Genomic DNA, 17,587 nt, shown 5'->3' with positions numbered 1-17,587 from the left:
CCCGTCCCCCGTCCTGCGGTCAGTGCGTCAGGTCCACGACGGGGCCGGTGAAGGACCCGTCGGCGGACACCGTCAACTCGCTGGGTACGCCGTCCACCTGGACCCGGGCCAGGTACGCCGTCGGGCGGACGCCGACGACCGGCACCCGGACCTCGAACGGGTCGGGGCGCGGCCGCGGCGGTGCGGGCGCGCGGAACTGGTGGCTCGCCCCGGGCCGCCCGGCGGGCGGGTCCAACTCGTCCAGCAGCAGCAGGACCTGCTGGTCGTCCAGGACCGGCAGGTCCAGCCGGACGTCCAGCCGGGCCGAGACCCCGGCCGGTCCGTCGTCGCGGTCCGCGGTGCCGACCGGCGCGACGATCCGCGGCTGCCGGGCGAAGGTCTGGGCGTTGGACTCCACGGCGAGGTGCTCGGCGGCGGGCCGGCCGTCCAGGGCGAGTCCGTGCAGCACCTGCACCCGGTGCACGCCGGGCGGCAGGTCCTCCGGTACGGCGACCACGAGGCGGTCGTCCCGGACTCCGGCGGGGCCGACCGGCACCCGCCGTCCGCCCAGCCGGGCCACGACCAGGTCCGCCCGCAGCCCGGAGCCGTCCACCACCAGCTCCCGGTCCTTGGTCACCGGCCCCTCCTCGGGGGCGCCCCGCGACCCGGCCGGCCGGGAGCGCACCCGCTCGACGACCGGCCCGCGGGACGGCACGGCCCGTACGGTGCGGCGCAGCACCGGTTTGCCGGCCACCGGATCGGTCTTGCCCTCCACGAAGACGGCGGTGGCCTGGTAGGACACGGACAGCGCGTACGGCGTCTGGAGCAGCGTGCTCCACAGCTTGGACATCTCGTCGACGTCCATGGTCGTGGGCGTGAAGCGCACCCGCTGCGGCGCGGCGGCCAGGTCCGTCCCGGTCAGGTACGGCTGGTCGGCCGCCTCCTCGATCAACTGCCGGGACAGCACCGGCTGTTCGGTCAGCGCCCGGACCACGCAGCCGAGCAGCCGCTGGCCCACCAGCTGGGACTCCTCGCCGTAGCAGCTGATCAGGTAGTGCAGGTCGAGGGCGGCGGCCGGCCGGGTCAGCACGGTGCCGTCCGTCGCGCGGGTGGGCGCGTCGCGGTTGCGCAGCGAGGCGTTGGGCGTGACCTGGTAGAGGAAGACGGTGATGGCCGGGTCGGCCGGCGGCTCGGTCGGCGGCTTGCGGGTGCCGACCTCGACCGCGAACGGGATGTCGGGCGAGAGCGCGCGGCTGATGAGCAGCCGCAGCGCCTCGCTGACGGTCGCGATCGCGAGGTGGTTGCTCATGGGTCCTCCCGTCCGGTCATGAGGGCTCCCGGCCGAGGTACTCGTCCAGGTCGAGGGCGGGGGCCCGGCGGGCCGCCGCGGGCCTGCGCGGGGCGGCCGGGGTGCGCTCGGCGGCCTTGACCTCGACCCGTCCGATCAGGACCCGGACCGCCTGTTCGACGGGCCGCTGCCGGCCGCGGGCGGCGTTCCCTGAGGCGCGGCCCGGGGCGGCCGCCACGGCGGCCCGCCGTCCGGAGGCCGGTGAGAGATCGGGCCGTACCGGCGTCGGCGGTGCCGTGGTGGGCAGCCCGGGCGCGGGCGCCCGGGGCGGTACGGCGACGGACGGGCCGGCTGCCGGGCGGGCGGCCGCGGCCCGTACCACCGGCTCGGCGGCCGGTGCGGCGGCGGCGTTCGGCGGCGTGACCAGCAGCGGCGGGCGCGGCAGCGGGAGGACGGGCGCGGCGGCCGCCGGCCGGTCGTCGCCGGCCGCCGCCCGGGGCGCTCCCCCGGCCGGTGCCGGGCGCGGCGCCGCCGTCGGCCGGGGGAGCGGTGCGGAGACCGGCGGCCCGACGGTACGGCCCGGTACGGCCGGCTCCTCGTGGACGGCCGGCAGCGCCGGGCCGAGCGTGTCGAGCCGTTCGAACGGCCCGGGCAGGCGCGGGCGCACGCGCACCTCGGCCCCGGCCGGGGCCCGGCCCGGGGCGCCCTTCGCCACCAGGCGGTCGAAGTGGTCAGGCATCTGCACACAGCTCCAGGTAGTAGCGGCGCCGCAGCGGGCTCAGCGCCAGGATCTCCGTCTCGCTCCAGCCGTAGGCGGTGGCCAGCAGGTGGACGTCGAGCAGGGTCGCCCGGGCCCAGTCGTCCAGCTCCTCCCAGAGGTAGGAGGCGATGTCCAGCTCGGCCAGGGCCGGCTCGCCGCACCCGGGGCAGCTGAGGTTCAGCCGGACGTCCGCGCAGGGGTCGGCGGCCGCGGCGGCCTCGGCCAGGCGCCGCTGGACCGGCTCGGGGAGCTGCCGGGCGGCCACCGGCTCCCCGTCGTGCTCGGCGGTCAGGACGCACCGCTCCAGCAGTACGGCCCTGGCCAGGCCCCCGGGGGCCTGTTCGGCGGCGGCCAGGTCGCCGGGGGTGGGCAGCCGGAAGCGGACCCGCCAGCCGTCCAGCTCCACCCGCAGTGCCTCGGTGACCGACTGCGGCCCGGTGACCGACTGCGGTGCGGTGGCCGGCTGCGGTGCGGACACCGGCCGTGGCGCGGACGCCGTCGGTGGCCCGGTCGCCGGCCGCGCGGCACCGAGCAGCTGCCCGGCCTCGAACGCGAACTCCATCTCCTCCGCGCACCCCGGGCAGCCGACCCGCACGTCGAGCTTCTCGCCGAACAACTCGACGCGCAGGCCGAACAGTTCGGCGTCCCGCTCGCCGAGCGGCACGGCCAGCAGCTCCGCCGCCCCGACGCCGGGACGGGCGACGGTGTGCAGCAGCAGGGCCCGTCCGGCGCGGCCGGCCGCCAGACCGGCCTCCCAGGTGGCCAACAGGGCGGCCTGTCCGGCGAGTTCCATCGTCCGCCGCTCAGGCCGGCTGCTGGAAGGACGGCTCTTCCGGTTCGGGCGTCTCCTCGTCCCGCTCCCAGCCCTCCACCTCCAGCTTGAGGCTCTGGATCGCCACCGCGTTGGCGTTGGCGTCCAGTTCGCCGAGCACCTGGTACTCGCTCGGCCAGGCGCGGTACAGCTTGTGGGCGACCGCCACCTGGCCGGACTCGTTGAGCACCTGGATCACCAGGTCCTTGCGGAAGTCCCGCAGCGAGACCTCCGCCCCGCGGCCCGCGCCGACCATCCAGACCTTGTTGGCCCAGCGGTCGAACTCCGGGTCGTGGGTGACGCCGCGCTCCAGGGTGACCGCCTCGAAGTCGGTGCGGCCCGGCGACTTGCGCGGCGAGCTCGGATCGCCGCCGCTGCGGTGCTTCACCACCTCGGTGGTGCGCTTCAGCGGGCTGATCTTGCTGATTCCGGCGACGACCCGGCCGTCCCAGACGACCAGGAATTTGAAATTCTTGTACGGATCGAACCGGTGGGGATTGACGGTGAACTCGACCATGGAGATCCTAAACCTCGAACTGTCCGGCGAGTTGCTCGATCTTGACGATCACGAATTCCGCGGGCTTGAGCGGTGCGAATCCGACCACGACGTTCACCACGCCGCGATTGACGTCGTCCTGCGTGGTGGTGTCCCGGTCGCACTTGACGAAGTAGGCGGAACGCGCGGACGTGCCCTGGAACGCGCCCTGTTGGAACAGCGAGTGCAGGAACGCGCCCACGTTCAGCCGGATCTGCGCCCACAGCCGCTCGTCGTTGGGCTCGAACACGACCCACTTGGTGCCGCGGTAGAGGCTCTCCTCCAGCATCAGCGCGAGGCGCCGCACCGGGACGTACTTCCACTGCGAACCGAGCACGTCGGCGCCGGCCATGGTCCGGGCGCCCCACACCACCGGGCCCACCACGGGGAACGTCCGCAGGCAGTTCACCGCGAGCGGGTTCAGCAGGCCGTTCTCCCGGTCCGTCAGCGGGACGGTCAGCGCACGCACCCCGGGCAGCCCGGCCTCGGTGCCTGCCGGCGCCTTCCAGACGCCCCGCCGGCCGTCGGTGCGCGCCATCACCCCGGCGACGGTGCCCGACGGGGGGAAGCCGCGCAGTCGGCCGGTGAGCGGGTCGACCAGCTCCAGGTGCGGGAAGTACAGCGCCGCGTGGTCGCTGCGCACCGAGTCGAAGGCGGACAGGCCCGCCCTGGCGGCGTCCAGCGTCGTCCACGCCTGCGGCGGGTCGACGATCAGGAACATCCGCTTCTCCGCGCAGAGCGCCTGGGCGGCCGAGACGACCGTGACGGCGTCGTCGATCGAGGCGTAGCCGGCCAGCTCGGGCAGCACCAGCAGGTTGACGTCCTGCACGTCGCGCAGTGCCTGGATGCCCGTCTTGCCCGCCTCGCTGCCGATCAGGTCGGTCAGGCCGGGGGCTCCGCCGTCCTGGCCGCCGGCGAGCGCGTGGACCGGCGGGCTGACCGAGCCCTCCAGCCCGAGGTTGTTGGCGGCCTCGCCGAGGAAGCGGACCACGTCGGCGGGCTCGGAGGAGCCGGCCACGACCTGGAGCTGCCGGCCGAACACACCCACCCGGGTGCCCGCGAAGGCCCGCCGGCCAGGGGCGTCGGGCAGTGCGCGCAGCTTGCGCTCCAGCAGCAGGGCCAGCTCGGCGACGGTGGCCGGCGCGGCGCCGTCCGCGGCGGGGTCGTGGATCCTGACGGTCCGCGAGACGTCGCCGATCTTGACCTGGATCTCGTGGGTGAGGTCCGGCAGGGTCGCCGCGAACGGCTTGGAGACGGTGCCCACCGGGTCCGGCCGGCTCTCCGCCAGGACCTTCACCCGGACCACCGCCGAGCCGCTGTTCACCACCGTCTCGGCGAACCGGGGAGCGGTGTCCCGGACCGACAGGTCCGCGAAGGACTCCCGGACGGCGCCCGAGGTGTCGAAGACCTGGAGGTTGAAGGTCTCGGCCGGGGTCGGCGTCCGGTAGTCCACGGCGACCCGCAGCGCCGCGCCCCAGGCCCCCGGCTCGACGGCCGTGACCTCCAGTGCCGGGGTGGCGGTGGAGGTCTGCGTCGAGCCGATCGTGACGCCCGCGGCGGCGCCGGTGCCGGCCGCCGCGACCCGGACCACGACGCCGAGCGAGCCCCCGTTGAGGAAGAACTGCTGGACGGCGTAGCTGACCGGGCTCTGGCTCGCGAGCCCGCCGAAACGGCGTTCGAAGTCCGCGAAACTGGTGATGGTGACGGGCTGGTCGAGCGGACCGCGCCGGGTGGCCCCGACGAAGGCGGTCACCGAGGTGCTGACCGCGGTGATGGTACGGACGCCACTGGGAAGCTCTTCGATGTAGACGCCCGGATAGGTCGGTGTCGTCGGCAAATTCCCCCTCCGTTCACTTCGTGCATCAAGAGACCCGGAGAAATGAATCGGATCGCGGACGGGCCGCGAGGTCCTGATGCATTGGTGGCAGGCTCAGTCTCATATTCGGGTTGACTATTCGTCAAGACCCGAACTGGGAAAGCCAATTGTATTACTGTGATAATTATGTGGGGGGGTGTGGGCATGGGAAATCCGCACCCCCCTGGCGGTGCCGGGTGGGGCCGGTCAGCCGCCTTCGGGAAGGTTGCGGTAGTCGGGCCGGGCCGTCGGGGGGACTGCCGGCGTCGGCTCGGGCGTCGGCGTCGGCTCGGGCTGGGGAGTGGGCGCGGGCGTCGCGGGCTCGGGCGCGGACGGCGGAGTCGTCGCCGGAGCGGTCGGAGCAGGTGCGGCCGGGGCGCTCGGAGCAGGTGCGGCCGGGGTGGCCGGCGGCTCGTAGGACGGTGGCCGGGCGGCCCCCAGGAACCAGCCCCAGGTCGCCCCGTACCGGTGCTCCAGGAACCGGAACGCCGCGTAGTAGACCGTGCCGAAGCCGGTGACCAGGGCGGAGGTGACGGAGGCGTTGTCCAGGTGGAGGCCGAGTCGCGCGGCCTGCACCACCAGGAACGCGACGATGTAGGGCACACAGGTGCGCCACAGGGACAGGGCGAGTTGGTACATCGGTCCTCCTCAGTCGGCGTCAGCCGACGACCGTGAAGCCGTGCGCCTGGCCGAGCCGGGTCAGCGAGTCGATGCCGGGGACGCCGTCGGCCTGCTGCCCGCTGTACCCGTACCCGCGTTGCAGGGCGGAGTAGGCGGCGATGGTGCTGGTGCCGAACGAGCCGTCGGCCCACTGCCGGTCGAGCAGCCCCTCGGCGACGAGCGCCCGCTCCACCGTGTACACGTCGTCCGCGTGGGTGGTGGCGCCCTGGGGCGCGTCCGGGTCCTGCCGGGCCGCCGCGACCACGTTCGACTTGGACACCTCGGCCAGCGGGACGGCCCCGCCGAGCAGCCGGCGCAGCGTCGCCTCGCCGGGCACGCCGTCCGCGTCCCCGCCGGAGTAGCCCAGACTGCGCTGGTAGTCGGCGTAGTTGAGGGTGTCGGCGTCGGTCCAGTCCGGGCCGGGGCCCTCGCCGTAGTGCGAGCCGAAGCCCGCCGCCACCAGCGCCTCGCCGACGGCGGTGACGTGCGGGCCGTGCGCGCCGTAGCCGTACGACAGGCCGCCGATGCCGTTCTGGTACCGGGCCGGGGTCGGGTCGGGCTGCGGCGCGGGCTGCTGGGGCGGGGTGACCACCGTCCCGGACGGGCGCGGCGCACCCGAGGTCACCCAGGCGTACAGGCCCGGCCCGGGGCAGTCGGTCGAGTAGCCGTCGCGGTGCCCCTTGATCTCCGGGCCCGCCGGGCCCTGTCGCGCGCAGTACTCGATCGCGTCCCGCAGCCCGTTGAGCAGCTCCGGGGTCGGCTCGGTCGACCCGGAGCACCCGAGCAGTCCGCACACCGCGTAGTGCGCCTCGTTGAGCGGGACGTCGCCGTTGGCGCTGTTGCGCCGGTTCAGGCCGCGGCCCTCGAACACGTGGCCGTGCTCGCAGACCACGAAGCTGTAGCCGATGTCCGACCAGCCGTCGTCGTCCATGTGCGAGGCCTGGAGCCGCCGTACGTAGGCCGGGCAGGTGTCATGGGTGTCGAAGGTGTACGCCGTGCCGAGGTAGTGCACCTTCACCCCGGCGCGCGGACCGGCGTACGGGATCGAACCGTTGGGTTCGCGCCAGGGCCGCGCGCCCCACTGGTCCCGGTTCACCAGTTGCAGGCCCGGCCAGTCGGGCGACTGCGGCGAGGGGTCCGGCGCCGGCGCGGGCGGCTCGGGGGCGGGGGCCCGGGTGAGGCCGGCCCACGCCTTCAACTCGTCCAGCGAGCCGTTGAACACGTCCGCGTCGAGCGGGTCGTCGCTGTACTGGTGGAAGCGCCAGGAGGCCTGGATGCGCGGCGAGCCCGCGGACACGTAGTCCGCGATCCACAGGAAGTCGCCCGCGTTGTCGTCGGTCCTGAACCAGTAGTCCCGGTTGGTGTAGAGCCCGACCAGGCGGTCCGGGTAGCGCTGCTTGACCGCCGCCAGCCAGCGGTTCTTCGCCGCGGTCGCGTCCCCGTCGCCGACCGACTGCCCGTACGGTTCGAAGTCCAGCACCAGCAGCTCGCCCGCGGGAACCCCGCCCACGACCCGGCAGAAGTGCTCCACCTCGCCGTCGACCGGGTTCTCCGCGTGCAGGAAGTGGTAGTGCCCGACCACCAGCCCCCGCCCCCGGGCGTCCGCGAGCTTGCCGGCGTACCCCGACTGGCCGGTGTGGCCGCCTTCGCTGGCCTTGATGAAGACGAACTCCGCGTCTCCCGGAATGCCCGACTGGAAGTCGGAGACGTCATAACCCTTCGCGTATGCCATCAGGAAGCTCCCCCTTTGCGCCGATGGCAGCCACGGCCGGCCGGCCCCGACCCGGGGCACGGGCGCCGGCCAGGAGCGTCATGCTCATTCCACGGTACAGCTGACTGAACATCAACTCCCTTGTTTTTTGCGCAGGTTGTGTGTTCTTGCGACCCTCTCGCGGTGTCCTGTCCCGCGGCCTTATGCCACGGGCAATCCCGCTCGGGCGGATGCGGCGGCTCCGACGTCACTCCAGGCCTCCCGCTCACCGCCCGTCACCCCGCCGGTCACCCCACCGGACGCGCGGGGCCGTCGGCGGACGGCGGCCGAGGCCGGAGAGCCGTGGCCCTGGCGGGACATCTGCCGGGCCATCCCCCGTCCGCCGGTCAGCGCCGCCGGTTCGTGCTCCGGGCCTCAGCCGGCATCCGCCCCGCCCGCCGGCCCCCGGGGCACGTGAGGGCCCCTCAAGGCCGCCGCCGGGTAGGGTAATTCCGGCAGGATTTCACCTCTTGCGCCGTCACCGCGCGGACTGACAGGCTCTTCGCCGTGATCGGTGACAGAGCGTTCGTGACAGCGGAGGCGGTCGCCCCGCCCCGGTGGTCGCCGACTCTCACGCCGGTGCCGTTCCCGGGCCCGCGACACCTCGGCCCGGCCGAGGTCGGCCCGGCCGGGTTCGTCGAGGCCGCTCTCGCCACCGCACCCGGTCACCCCGTCCCGCCGTCCGGGCCGCTGCCCGGTACGGCCGGCTTCGCCCTCGTGCTCGCACCGTTCGCACGCCTGGCCGGGCAGCGGCTGCTCGCCGCGCTCGGCCCGGCGGTCGGCCGGTCGGCCGGACTGCCCGGGATCGCTGAGGAGTTCACCGCCGCCACGGCCACCGCGCTGGGCGATCTGGCGGCCCGCGCGCTGGTGCTGGAGCTCCGGGGGGCCCGGGAGGAGGGACGGCTGTCGGGCGCGACCCCGCAGGACAGGTTCCGCGACTTCGTCGCCACCACCGGCACCCGGTCCGGCCTGGCCCGGTTGTGCGCCGGGTACCCGCTGCTGGCCCTGCTGGTCGGCCGTACCTGTGTGAACGCCGTCGAGGCCATGGCGGAGCTGCTCACCCGGTACACCGCCGACCGCCCGGACCTGGTCGCCCGGCTGCTGGCCGGACGGGACCCGGGGCCGCTGGTCGCCGTGGACCGGACCACCGGCGACGCGCACCGGCGCGGCCGCCGGGTCGCCGTCCTGCGCTTCGCCGACGGCAGCCGGGTGGTCTACAAGCCCCGCCCGCTCGCGGCCGACCGTCACTTCGGCGACCTGGTCGACTGGTTCAACGCCCGCCCCGGGACACCCGGGTTGCGCACACCCGCGCTGCTGACCCGCCCCGACCACGGCTGGTCGGAGTTCGTCGAGGCCCGCCCCTGCACCTCCCGGGCCGAGCTGGACCGGTTCTACCGGCGCCAGGGCGCGCTGCTCGCCCTCGCCCACCTCCTCGACCTCACCGACCTGCACTTCGAGAACCTGATCGCCTGCGCCGACCACCCGGTGCCGGTGGACGTCGAGACGCTCTTCCACCCGCCCAGGCCCGAGGACCCGGCCGCCGACGACCCGGCGGGCCGCGCGCTGGAGGCCTCCGTCCAGCGGACCGGCCTGCTGCCGCACCTGGTGCTCGGGGACGAGGCGGCGCTCGACCTCTCCGGCCTCGGCGGCGGCACCGACCACCACGCGCCGCTGGAGACGGTCGGCTGGGAGGACGCCGGCACCGACGGGATGCGGCTGGTCCGCCGGCCCGGCACGGTCGGCGGCGGCGCCAACCGCCCCCGGCTGGGCGGCGCCGACGCCGAGCCCGCCGCCCACGCCGAGGCACTGGTGACGGGCTTCCGCGCGGGCTACCGCGCGATCCTGGCGGGCCGGCGGGAGCTGACCGGGCTGCTGCGCCGCTTCGCCGACGACGAGGTCAGGGTGGTCACCCGGGCCACCCAGGTCTACGCGACGGTCCTCGCCGAGGCCACCCACCCCGACGTGCTGCGGGAGCCGGGCGAGCGGGAGGGACTGCTGCGGCTGCTCGGTACGGACGCCGTGGACGACCAGGGCTGGCCGGGACTGCTCGACCACGAGGTCGCCGAACTGTGGGACGGCGACGTGCCGGTGTTCACCGCCCGCCCCGGCCGCGTCGACCTGTGGAGCGGCACCGGCACCCGCATCCCCGGGGCCCTCGACCGGCCGGGACTGGCCCGGGTGACGGACCGCCTCGCGGCGATGGACGAGGCCGGCCTCGCCGGGCAGGAGCGGATCGTCCGGGCGTCGCTGGCCTGCCGTGCCGCGGAAGCGGCTCACCCCGCGGCCGTGCCGGGCCCGGGTGCCGACGTGCCCGGCCCGCACCTCGGCGAACCGCCCGCCCCCGAACTGCTGCTCGCCGCCGCCCGGGAACTCGGCGACCTGCTGGTCGGGCAGGCCCACCGGGCGCGGGGACGGGCGAACTGGCTGGGCACGGAACTGCTCGGCGAGCGGTACCGCAGGCTCGGGCCCTGCGGTGCCGACCTGGGGCACGGATACCCGGGGATCGCCCTGTTCCTCGCCCAGCTGGCCGCCGTCACCGGCGATGACCGCTACGCCGGGACGGCGCTCGACGCGCTGCGCCCGGTGCCGGAGCTGCTCGACCGCCTCGCCGCGCTCCCGGACGAGGACCTCGGCGCGGTCGGTTCGGGCGGCTTCACCGGGCTCGGCGGCATCCTGCACGCCCTCACCCTGACGGCGGCCGCCCTGGACGACGCCGGGTTGCGCGCCCTGACCGGTCCGGCGGCCGCGCTGACCGTCCGGGCCGCCGGGGCCGAGCGGCCGACCGGTGTGCTCGACGGTACGGCGGGTGGCCTGGCCGCGCTGCTGGCCGCGCACCGGGTGCGCCCGTCGGCCGAACTCTGGCGCGGCGCGGGTGCCTGCGCCGACCGGCTCGCCGCCGCGCCCGTCCCGGCGGCGCCGGGCTTCGCCACCGGCGCCGCCGGGGTCGGCTGGGCGCTGCTCGGCTTCGCCGCCGCCGGCGGAGGCGAGCGGTACCGCCGGGCGGGGCTGGCCGCGCTGCGGTCGGCGGTGGCCGCGCTGCCGTCCGCCGGAGCGGACCTCTCCTGGTGCGCGGGTCTGTCCGGGGTGGCGCTGGCGGTCGCCGACCGGGCCGAGGCGATGGCGGACCCGGGGCCGGCCGAGGCCGTCGCCGAGGCCCTCGGGCGGCTCGCGGGCGCCGGACCGCTGCCCGACCCCGGCCTGTGCCACGGCGAGTGGGGCGCGCTGGAGCTGCTGCACCTGACGCCCGGCCGTCCGGCCCCGCGGGACCGGGCCGCCGGTGCGGTCCGGAGCGGCCCGCGCCGCGCGGCCTCCGGCGGGATCGCGTCGCCCGGACTGCTCACCGGCCTGGCCGGCCTCGGCCACGGCCTGCTGCGGCTCGGCTTCGCCGACCGCGTCCCGTCGGTGCTGCTGATGCGGGCACCGGCCCCTGAACCACCGTCGGTCTCCGAACCATCACGGGGCCTCGAAACCCCGCAGGCCCGACCCGTGTCCGGAGGTGCGGTCACCTCCGGGACCATCTGACGTCGCCCCCGAGACCATCCTCAGCGGAAGGACACCGTTCATGAACACCACCGACCTCGCGCCGCACGCACAGCAGCCCGTCGGCGGGAACAGAGCCACCGCCGACCACCCGGCGGGTGAGATCCGGCTGCGCGGCGGCGGTGCGCTCGGCCGCCGGTCCCGGCTGCTGCACGCGCCCTCGGCGTTCCGTACCACCGTCGGGTGGACCACCATCGTCGTCCCGGTCGCTGACGAGCGCCCCTGACCGTCCAGTCGGGCGGACCGGCCGGAACAGGCCGGTGTTCCCGAGGAAGCAAGATTATCTTCCTACGGAGATCACTACTCAGCACAAGTTCGGCACAGTAGCCTGCAAATGTGCGCAACACATCCCCGACGACCATCGGCCGCGAGAGCGAACTCGGGCTGATCCAGCGTGTCCTGAGTGATCTTCAGCACAATGCGGGTCACGCGGTCTTCCTGGCGGGGGAGGCGGGGATCGGCAAGTCCCGGCTGGCGGGGGACTGCGCCGGCCGGGCCGAGTCACTGGGCCTGCCGGTGCTGCGCGGACGCGGCAGCCCGACCAGTGCCGGGATCGCGTACCGCCCGCTCATCGAGGCTTTGAACTCCCGCTTCCGGGTCATCGGTGTCCCCGACGACCCGGAGCTGGAACCCTACCGTCCCGCCCTGGGCCGGGTGATCCCGGAGTGGCGGCACACCGCCGTGCCCGGCTACCCGGAGAGCGCGGTCGAGCTGGCCGAGGCGATGCTGCGGCTGCTCACCGTGCTCGGCCGGGACGGCGGCTGCCTGCTCGTCCTGGAGGACCTGCACGAGGCCGACTCGGACACCATCGCCGTGGTGGACTACCTGGTCGACAACCTGGCGGGACTGCCGATCCTCCTGGTCGCCACGCTGCGGCCCGAGCCGGGAGCCGCCCTTGAGCTGGCCCGGGGCGGCGAGCGGCGCCGGGTCGCCTCGCTGGCCGCCCTGGAGCCGCTCGGCACGCGCCAGATCGGCGCGCTCGCCGCCGGCTGCCTGGAGCTGCGCTCCGAGCAGGTGCCCGCCGCCGTCGTCGACCGGCTGAGCACCTTCAGCAACGGAAACCCCTACCTCGTCGAGGAACTGCTCACCGAGATGGTCAGCTCGGGGGCGCTGCGCCAGGACGACGGCGGCTGGCGGGTCGCAGGCGACCTGGCGGCCGCCGTCCCGGCCAGCGTGGTCAGCGGCCTGCGGCACCGGCTGGAGCAGCTCGATCCGCAGGTGCGCGACCTGCTGCTGCTCGCCGCCACCCTGGGCACCGGCTTCTCGCTCGGCACGCTCGAACTGATCACCGGCCACAGCATGCGGCTGCTGCTCGACCACCTGGCCGAGGCGGCCGCCTCGGGCTTCGTCGTCCCCGACTTCACCGCCGTCGACCAGTACGCCTTCCGGCACGCGCTCACCGCGGAGGCGCTGCTCGCCGGGCTGCCGCCGGCCGAGCGGGCGGTGCTGGCCAGGCGGGCGGCCGAGGCGATCCTGGAGGCCGACCCGGCACTCTGGGACGGGCGCTGCCAGCTGGTGGCGCGCCTGCGGGAACTGGGCGGCGACGGGCCGGGCGCGGCGCTGCTGTACGCCGAGGCGGGCCGCCGGGCGCTGGCCGCGGGCGCCTCGGCCACCGCCGTGCAACTGCTGGAGCGGGCCCACGAGCTGGCCGCGGCGGCCGACCGCACCGACGTCGTCGAGTCGCTGGTCTACGCGCTGGCCGAGGCCGGGCAGCTGGACCGGGTGCTCGCGCTGGCCGAGTCGCTGCCGGACGCGGGGGCCGGCGCGCTGGACATCGAACGCCGCGTCGCCCTGCACACCAGGCTCGCCTGGGTGGCGGTGATCGCCGAGCGCGCCGCCGACACCGTGGCGCAGCTCGCCGCCGCCCGTGCGCAGCTCGGCGGCGCCGGCGATCCCCGGCAGAACGCCGCCCTCGCCGTGGTCGAGGGCCACCTGGCGCTGCTGCCCGGCCACGGCGGGGCGAGGGCGGAGGCCGAGCGGCTGGCCCGCGAGGCGGCCGAGGTCGCCGAGCGCGAGAAGCTCCCCGTGGTGGCCTGCCAGGCCTGGCAGCTGCTCGCCCTGCTGGCCCGTGAGCACGGCTTCGACGACGCGGACGCGTGCCTGGAGCGGATGCTCGCCGTCGCGGAGGAGCACGCCCTGCCGGTCTGGCGGGTGGAGGCGCTGCTGCGGCTCGGCGGGAACGCCTTCCTGCGCACCGGTGACGCGCGCCGGATCCGGGAGGCCAGGGACGCCGCCCGCGACCTGGGCGCCCTCGTCCTCGCCCAGAACGCGGAAGGCCTGCTGGCCATGGACGCCCTGCAACGCGCCGACTTCACGGCCGCCCGGGAGATCATCGACCGCTGCCTGGAGCCGAGCGCCCGGATGCGCAACCTCGGCATCCACCGCTACCTGCTGCTGGTGGCGGCAGCCGTCGCCGCCCACCAGGGCCGGCGGCGGCAGATGGAGCGGGAACTGCTCCGCTTCGAGCGGGCCGACGACTCCGCCTCCTTCCTCACGCCGGTCCTGCACGGCCTGTGCCGGGCCTTCTGCGCCCTGCTGGAGGAGAACCGCGCCCAGGCGCTGGAGGAGCTGGCCGCCTCGGCCGCCTGGGAGGACCGGCACCCCAGCGTGTTCTACATCAGCGGACGGCACGGCCTCGGCCCGCTGCTCGCCGTCATCGCGGACACCGCCGATCGTTCGGTGTACGCGACGGTCCTGGCGGCCCCGGCCGCGGCTCTGGCGTGGAACCGGCAGTTCCTGGTGCTCGCCGAGGCCGTCCTGCTCGGGCGCGAGGGCCGCGGCCGGGAGGCCGCGGGCCTGGTGGAGCTGGCGTCGCAGGAGTTCCGGGGCTTCCCGACCGCCCGTCACCTCGGGCTGCGCCTGGTCGCCGAGGCGGCCCTCGCCGACGGCTGGGGTGACCCGGTCACCTGGCTGCGGACCGCGGAGGAGCACTTCCACCAGGCCGGCGTCCGCTCGGTGGCCGGTGCCTGCCGGTCGCTGATCCGGCAGGCGGGCGTGGTGGTCGCCCAGCGGCGCACCGGGCGGGAGCTGATCCCGGAGGGGCTGCGGAGGGTCGGGGTGACGCCGCGTGAGTACGACGTGTTCGCCCTGCTCGTGGAGCGCCCGGGGAACCAGGACATCGCCCAGCGGCTGTCGATCTCGCCCCGCACGGTGGAGAAGCACATCTCCAGCCTGCTCCAGAAGACCGGCTGCGCGGACCGTGCGGAGCTGTGCGGCCTCGCCCGGGCGCTGTGCGGGGACTGACCGGCCCGCGGCACACTCCCCTCGCGGCGTCACGGCGCACGCCCCTGGCGCAGTCACGGCCCCTACGCCTCGGGGCTGAGGAAGTCCGGGACGTCCGTGCCGAGGCCCTGTTCCCGCGCCCTGCGGCGGACCAGGTCGGCGACGGCGACGGCGAGGTCGAGGACGCCCAGCCCGGCGTCCAGGTTGCCGGGGAAGGAGGAGATCCACTTGATGCCGGCGACCGGCTCCTCGTCCCCGGAGCCCCCGGAGCCCCCGGAGCCCCCGGAGCCCCCGGCGTTCCCGAGGTAGCCGGGCAGGGCGATGATCCGGTCGCGGGCCGCTTCGGGGAACCGCAGGAAGAGCGAGTGGGGGAGCACCGTCCGGCCGGCCGCGTGCAGCCGGTACGCCCGGCTGACCGCCGCGACGACCTGGTGCTCGGCACCGTCCAGGACCTGCCGGACCTCACGGGCTGTCAGGATCAGCATGGTGTCACCTCGGCCACCGGGCCGTTCTCCTTCCAGAGGCGGGCGACGTCGCCGAAGTGCGACGCGACCCAGTCGTCGTTGTAGATCGTGTCGAGGTAGCGTTCGCCCCGGTCGGGGAGGATCACCGCGCAGGTCGCGCCGGCCGGGATCCGGGCGCTCATCCGCCGGACCGCGGCGATCACCGCGCCCGCCGAACCGCCGGCCAGGATCGCCTCGCGGTGCGCCAGCCGTCGGCAGTTGACCACGCAGTCGAGATCGCTGACGTGCACCACCTCGTCCGCGAGGCCGTCCTGGTGCAGGGCCGGGCGGACGGCCGCGCCGTGCCCGGGGATGAGCCGGGGCGCGGGGCTGCGGCCGAAGATGACGCTGCCCTCGGCGTCGACGGCCACGATGGTCACCGGGAGGCGGTGCTCCCGCGCGTACTCGGCGCAGCCGCGCAGCGTTCCGCACGAGCTGGTCGCGCAGAACAGGTAGTCGAGGCCGTCGGGCACGGCCTCGCAGATCTCGCGCATGGTCGCGTGGTGCGAGCGCGGGTTCAGCGGGTTGGAGTACTGGTCGGGGCAGTAGGCGTGCTCGGTCGTGGCGAGGATCTCGCGCACCCGCCGGATCCGCACCGGCAGGTACTCGCCGGTGACCGGGTCGGTCCTGGTGACCACCTCGACCTCGGCGCCCAGCGCCCGCATGACGGCGATGTTCTGGCGGTTGGCACGGGGGTCCACCACGCAGATGAAGCGGATCCCGAAGTACCCGCAGACCTGGGCGAGTCCGATGCCCAGGTTGCCCGAGCTGGACTCGACGACGACCGACCGGCCGGGGACCAGTCGGCCCGAGCGGATGCCCTCGGACAGCAGCTCCAGCGCGGAGCGGTCCTTGATGGAGCCGCCCGGGTTGTGCGCCTCCAGCTTGGCGAACAGGCGGAAGTGGCTGGTCGGGTCGATCCTGGTCAGCTCGACCAGCGGCGTCCGGCCCACGGTCCGGAGCACGCCGGCCGGCACCTGGTCAGACCCGCGCACGGGAGCCCCCGGTGACACCGCTGTCCGTACGGCGGCACGGGCTCAGCGGTCGTCGCCCGGTCCGCCCGGTCCCGGGGTGCGCCGGGCACTCCCCGCCGGCGCGCCGGCGGGCATGCCGCCGGTCGGGGGCGACGAGCCGGTACGGGCAGGTGTCGGTGGCTTCCTCGGCCATCACGGCCCTCCTAGCCTCGGGGTTTGACACTGCGACGGGGTGAGCCTGCCGGGCGCCGGGGAACGGCGGCAAGAGACAAACGGGCAGCAGGAGCAGCACGCGCGCCCTGCCGCCGGGGCCCCGGGTCAGGCGGTCGGAGCGGACTCGGCGGCGGCGCCCGAGAGCGAGGGGGCGGAGCGCACCGAGGGGCTGAGAGCGGCGGTCGCGGCGAGCAGGACCATCCAGGCGGCCAGCACCCCCACGGTGGAGTCCGCGCCGATCCGGGAGAGCAGCTGGCCGCCGATCAGCGAGCCGAGCGGGACGGCGCCGTAGGCGACCAGGCCGACGGCGCCGAGCACCCGGCCCTGGATGGCGTCCGGCGTGACGGCGAGCTGGTAGGCGGACGTCACCACGTTCCACACCGGGCCGACGAAGCACATCAGGCCGTACACCGCGCCGAGCAGGTACGGGCCGTGGACCACCAGGAGCAGCGGAACCAGCAGTGCCCAGACCCAGTTGGCGCCGACCACCACGGCCCGCATCGACAGCCGGCGCTCCAGCCCGGGCGCCACCAGGGAGCCGAGCACCCCGCCGACCGCTCCCAGGCCGAACATCAGGCCGATCGAGGCCGACGAGGCGCCCTGGCCGCGCGCCATCATGATGACCGTCAGGAAGACCGCCTGGAACAGCAGGTTGCTGCCCGCGATCAGGAAGGTCGTGGTGCGGATGAACGGATGGCGCCACAGCCAGCGGACGCCCTCCGTGAGCTCGCGGTGCAGCGGGCCGCCGCGGGGGCTCCGCTCGGCCTGGAACCGCGTGCGGATCAGCAGCAGGGAGACCAGCGACCACAGGTAGCTGGCGGCGTCGAAGAGGAACGGCGCCGCCCGGCCGAGGCCGAACAGGAGGCCGCCCAGCGGCTTGCCGAGCATCGTGGCGCCGCGGGCCCGCGCCTCGTTGCGGGAGAGCGCGGTGGCGAGCTGGGACGGGTGCACCACGTTGGGGACGGCCGCCGAGGCGGCGATCTGGAAGAACACCGTCAGCGTGCCCTCGACGAAGCCGACCGCGAGGATGTGCGGCAGCGACAGCCGGTCCAGCAACAGCGCCGCCGCGACGCTGCCGATGGCCAGGAAGCGCAGCACGTCGCACCAGATCATCGTCTGCCTGCGGTTCCAGCGGTCGACCAGCGCTCCCGCCGGGAGCTGGAACAGCAGGTGCGGCAGCAGCGCGAGGAAGCCGGTGAACCCGGCGTCGGCCGGGGAGCCGGTCAGCGCGAGGACCAGCAGCGGATAGGCCACGCCGGAGACGTTGGAGCCCAGCCCGGAGACCGCCGCTCCCTGCCAGAGCAGCAGGAAGTCCCGGTTGCGCGCCAACGGCGGGACTTTCTCGGGGACTTCCTCGCGCACGGTGTCGGTCATGGGTCGATGCTGGGAGGTCGGCCGCCCCGGGCCCAGAGAAGGACCGGCAGTCACGCGCGCAGTCCGCCGCCGCAACCTCGGCCGTGCTGACCCTGCCGCCCGCTTCCCGCAGTCGGCAGGCTG

Annotated in this window: 13 protein-coding genes; 3 read left to right on the top strand and 10 right to left on the bottom strand. The window is 75.2% G+C overall.

Annotation, left to right across the window (positions count from 1 at the left end; translation table 11 throughout):
- Positions 1–19: 19 nt before the first annotated feature.
- The 7 genes from ACZ7C5_RS29915 to ACZ7C5_RS29885 form a co-directional block, all read right to left on the bottom strand.
- Positions 20–1,288, bottom strand: a complete 1,269-nt coding sequence (locus ACZ7C5_RS29915; protein ID WP_470323824.1) for a Pvc16 family protein — start codon at positions 1,286–1,288, stop codon at positions 20–22.
- 16 nt (positions 1,289–1,304) lie between these two features.
- Complete coding sequence (locus tag ACZ7C5_RS29910; RefSeq protein WP_470323823.1) at positions 1,305–2,006, bottom strand: hypothetical protein; 702 nt, start codon at positions 2,004–2,006, stop codon at positions 1,305–1,307.
- Positions 1,999–2,820: a hypothetical protein gene (locus ACZ7C5_RS29905; RefSeq protein ID WP_401088229.1), complete on the bottom strand. Its 822-nt coding sequence runs from the start codon at positions 2,818–2,820 to the stop codon at positions 1,999–2,001. The genes ACZ7C5_RS29910 and ACZ7C5_RS29905 overlap by 8 nt, the downstream gene beginning before the upstream one ends.
- 10 nt (positions 2,821–2,830) lie before the next feature.
- Positions 2,831–3,355 (bottom strand): phage tail protein, encoded by a 525-nt coding sequence (locus tag ACZ7C5_RS29900; RefSeq protein WP_401088227.1) that lies wholly within the window; start codon positions 3,353–3,355, stop codon positions 2,831–2,833.
- Between the two features lie 7 nt (positions 3,356–3,362).
- A complete protein-coding gene (locus ACZ7C5_RS29895) occupies positions 3,363–5,210 on the bottom strand; it encodes a phage tail sheath family protein (protein ID WP_401088225.1) in 1,848 nt (615 codons plus the stop codon).
- Positions 5,211–5,435: 225 nt separating this feature from the next.
- Positions 5,436–5,867, bottom strand: coding sequence for a hypothetical protein (locus tag ACZ7C5_RS29890; RefSeq protein ID WP_470323822.1), 432 nt, complete (start codon positions 5,865–5,867; stop codon positions 5,436–5,438).
- Positions 5,868–5,886: 19 nt separating this feature from the next.
- The gene (locus ACZ7C5_RS29885) at positions 5,887–7,620 is read right to left on the bottom strand and encodes a peptidoglycan-binding protein (RefSeq protein ID WP_470323821.1); all 1,734 of its coding nucleotides are present in this window, start codon (positions 7,618–7,620) and stop codon (positions 5,887–5,889) included.
- A gap of 597 nt (positions 7,621–8,217) precedes the next feature.
- On the opposite strand from ACZ7C5_RS29885, the gene ACZ7C5_RS29880 reads away from it, so the two are divergent.
- The 3 genes from ACZ7C5_RS29880 to ACZ7C5_RS29870 all read left to right on the top strand — a co-directional run bounded on the left by ACZ7C5_RS29880 (position 8,218) and on the right by ACZ7C5_RS29870 (position 14,421).
- Positions 8,218–11,160: a type 2 lanthipeptide synthetase LanM family protein gene (locus ACZ7C5_RS29880; RefSeq protein ID WP_470323820.1), complete on the top strand. Its 2,943-nt coding sequence runs from the start codon at positions 8,218–8,220 to the stop codon at positions 11,158–11,160.
- Positions 11,161–11,200: 40 nt separating this feature from the next.
- A complete protein-coding gene (locus tag ACZ7C5_RS29875; RefSeq protein ID WP_401088218.1) occupies positions 11,201–11,404 on the top strand; it encodes a hypothetical protein in 204 nt (67 codons plus the stop codon).
- Between the two features lie 110 nt (positions 11,405–11,514).
- Positions 11,515–14,421, top strand: a complete 2,907-nt coding sequence (locus tag ACZ7C5_RS29870; protein WP_470323819.1) for a helix-turn-helix transcriptional regulator — start codon at positions 11,515–11,517, stop codon at positions 14,419–14,421.
- Positions 14,422–14,483: 62 nt separating this feature from the next.
- Here the strand turns inward: ACZ7C5_RS29870 and ACZ7C5_RS29865 are convergent, their stop codons facing one another.
- The 3 genes from ACZ7C5_RS29865 to ACZ7C5_RS29855 all read right to left on the bottom strand — a co-directional run bounded on the left by ACZ7C5_RS29865 (position 14,484) and on the right by ACZ7C5_RS29855 (position 17,464).
- Entirely contained in the window at positions 14,484–14,885 is a 402-nt protein-coding gene (locus tag ACZ7C5_RS29865) for a hypothetical protein (protein ID WP_470323818.1), read from the bottom strand.
- Positions 14,879–15,868, bottom strand: coding sequence for a 2,3-diaminopropionate biosynthesis protein SbnA (sbnA, locus tag ACZ7C5_RS29860; RefSeq protein ID WP_401088213.1), 990 nt, complete (start codon positions 15,866–15,868; stop codon positions 14,879–14,881). The genes ACZ7C5_RS29865 and sbnA overlap by 7 nt, the downstream gene beginning before the upstream one ends.
- Before the next feature lie 327 nt (positions 15,869–16,195).
- Positions 16,196–17,464, bottom strand: a complete 1,269-nt coding sequence (locus ACZ7C5_RS29855; RefSeq protein WP_401088209.1) for an MFS transporter — start codon at positions 17,462–17,464, stop codon at positions 16,196–16,198.
- Positions 17,465–17,587 lie beyond the last annotated feature (123 nt).

It is taken from the genome of Kitasatospora sp. NPDC036993 (assembly GCF_055607525.1).
This window is presented reverse-complemented; position numbering and strand designations above follow the sequence as displayed.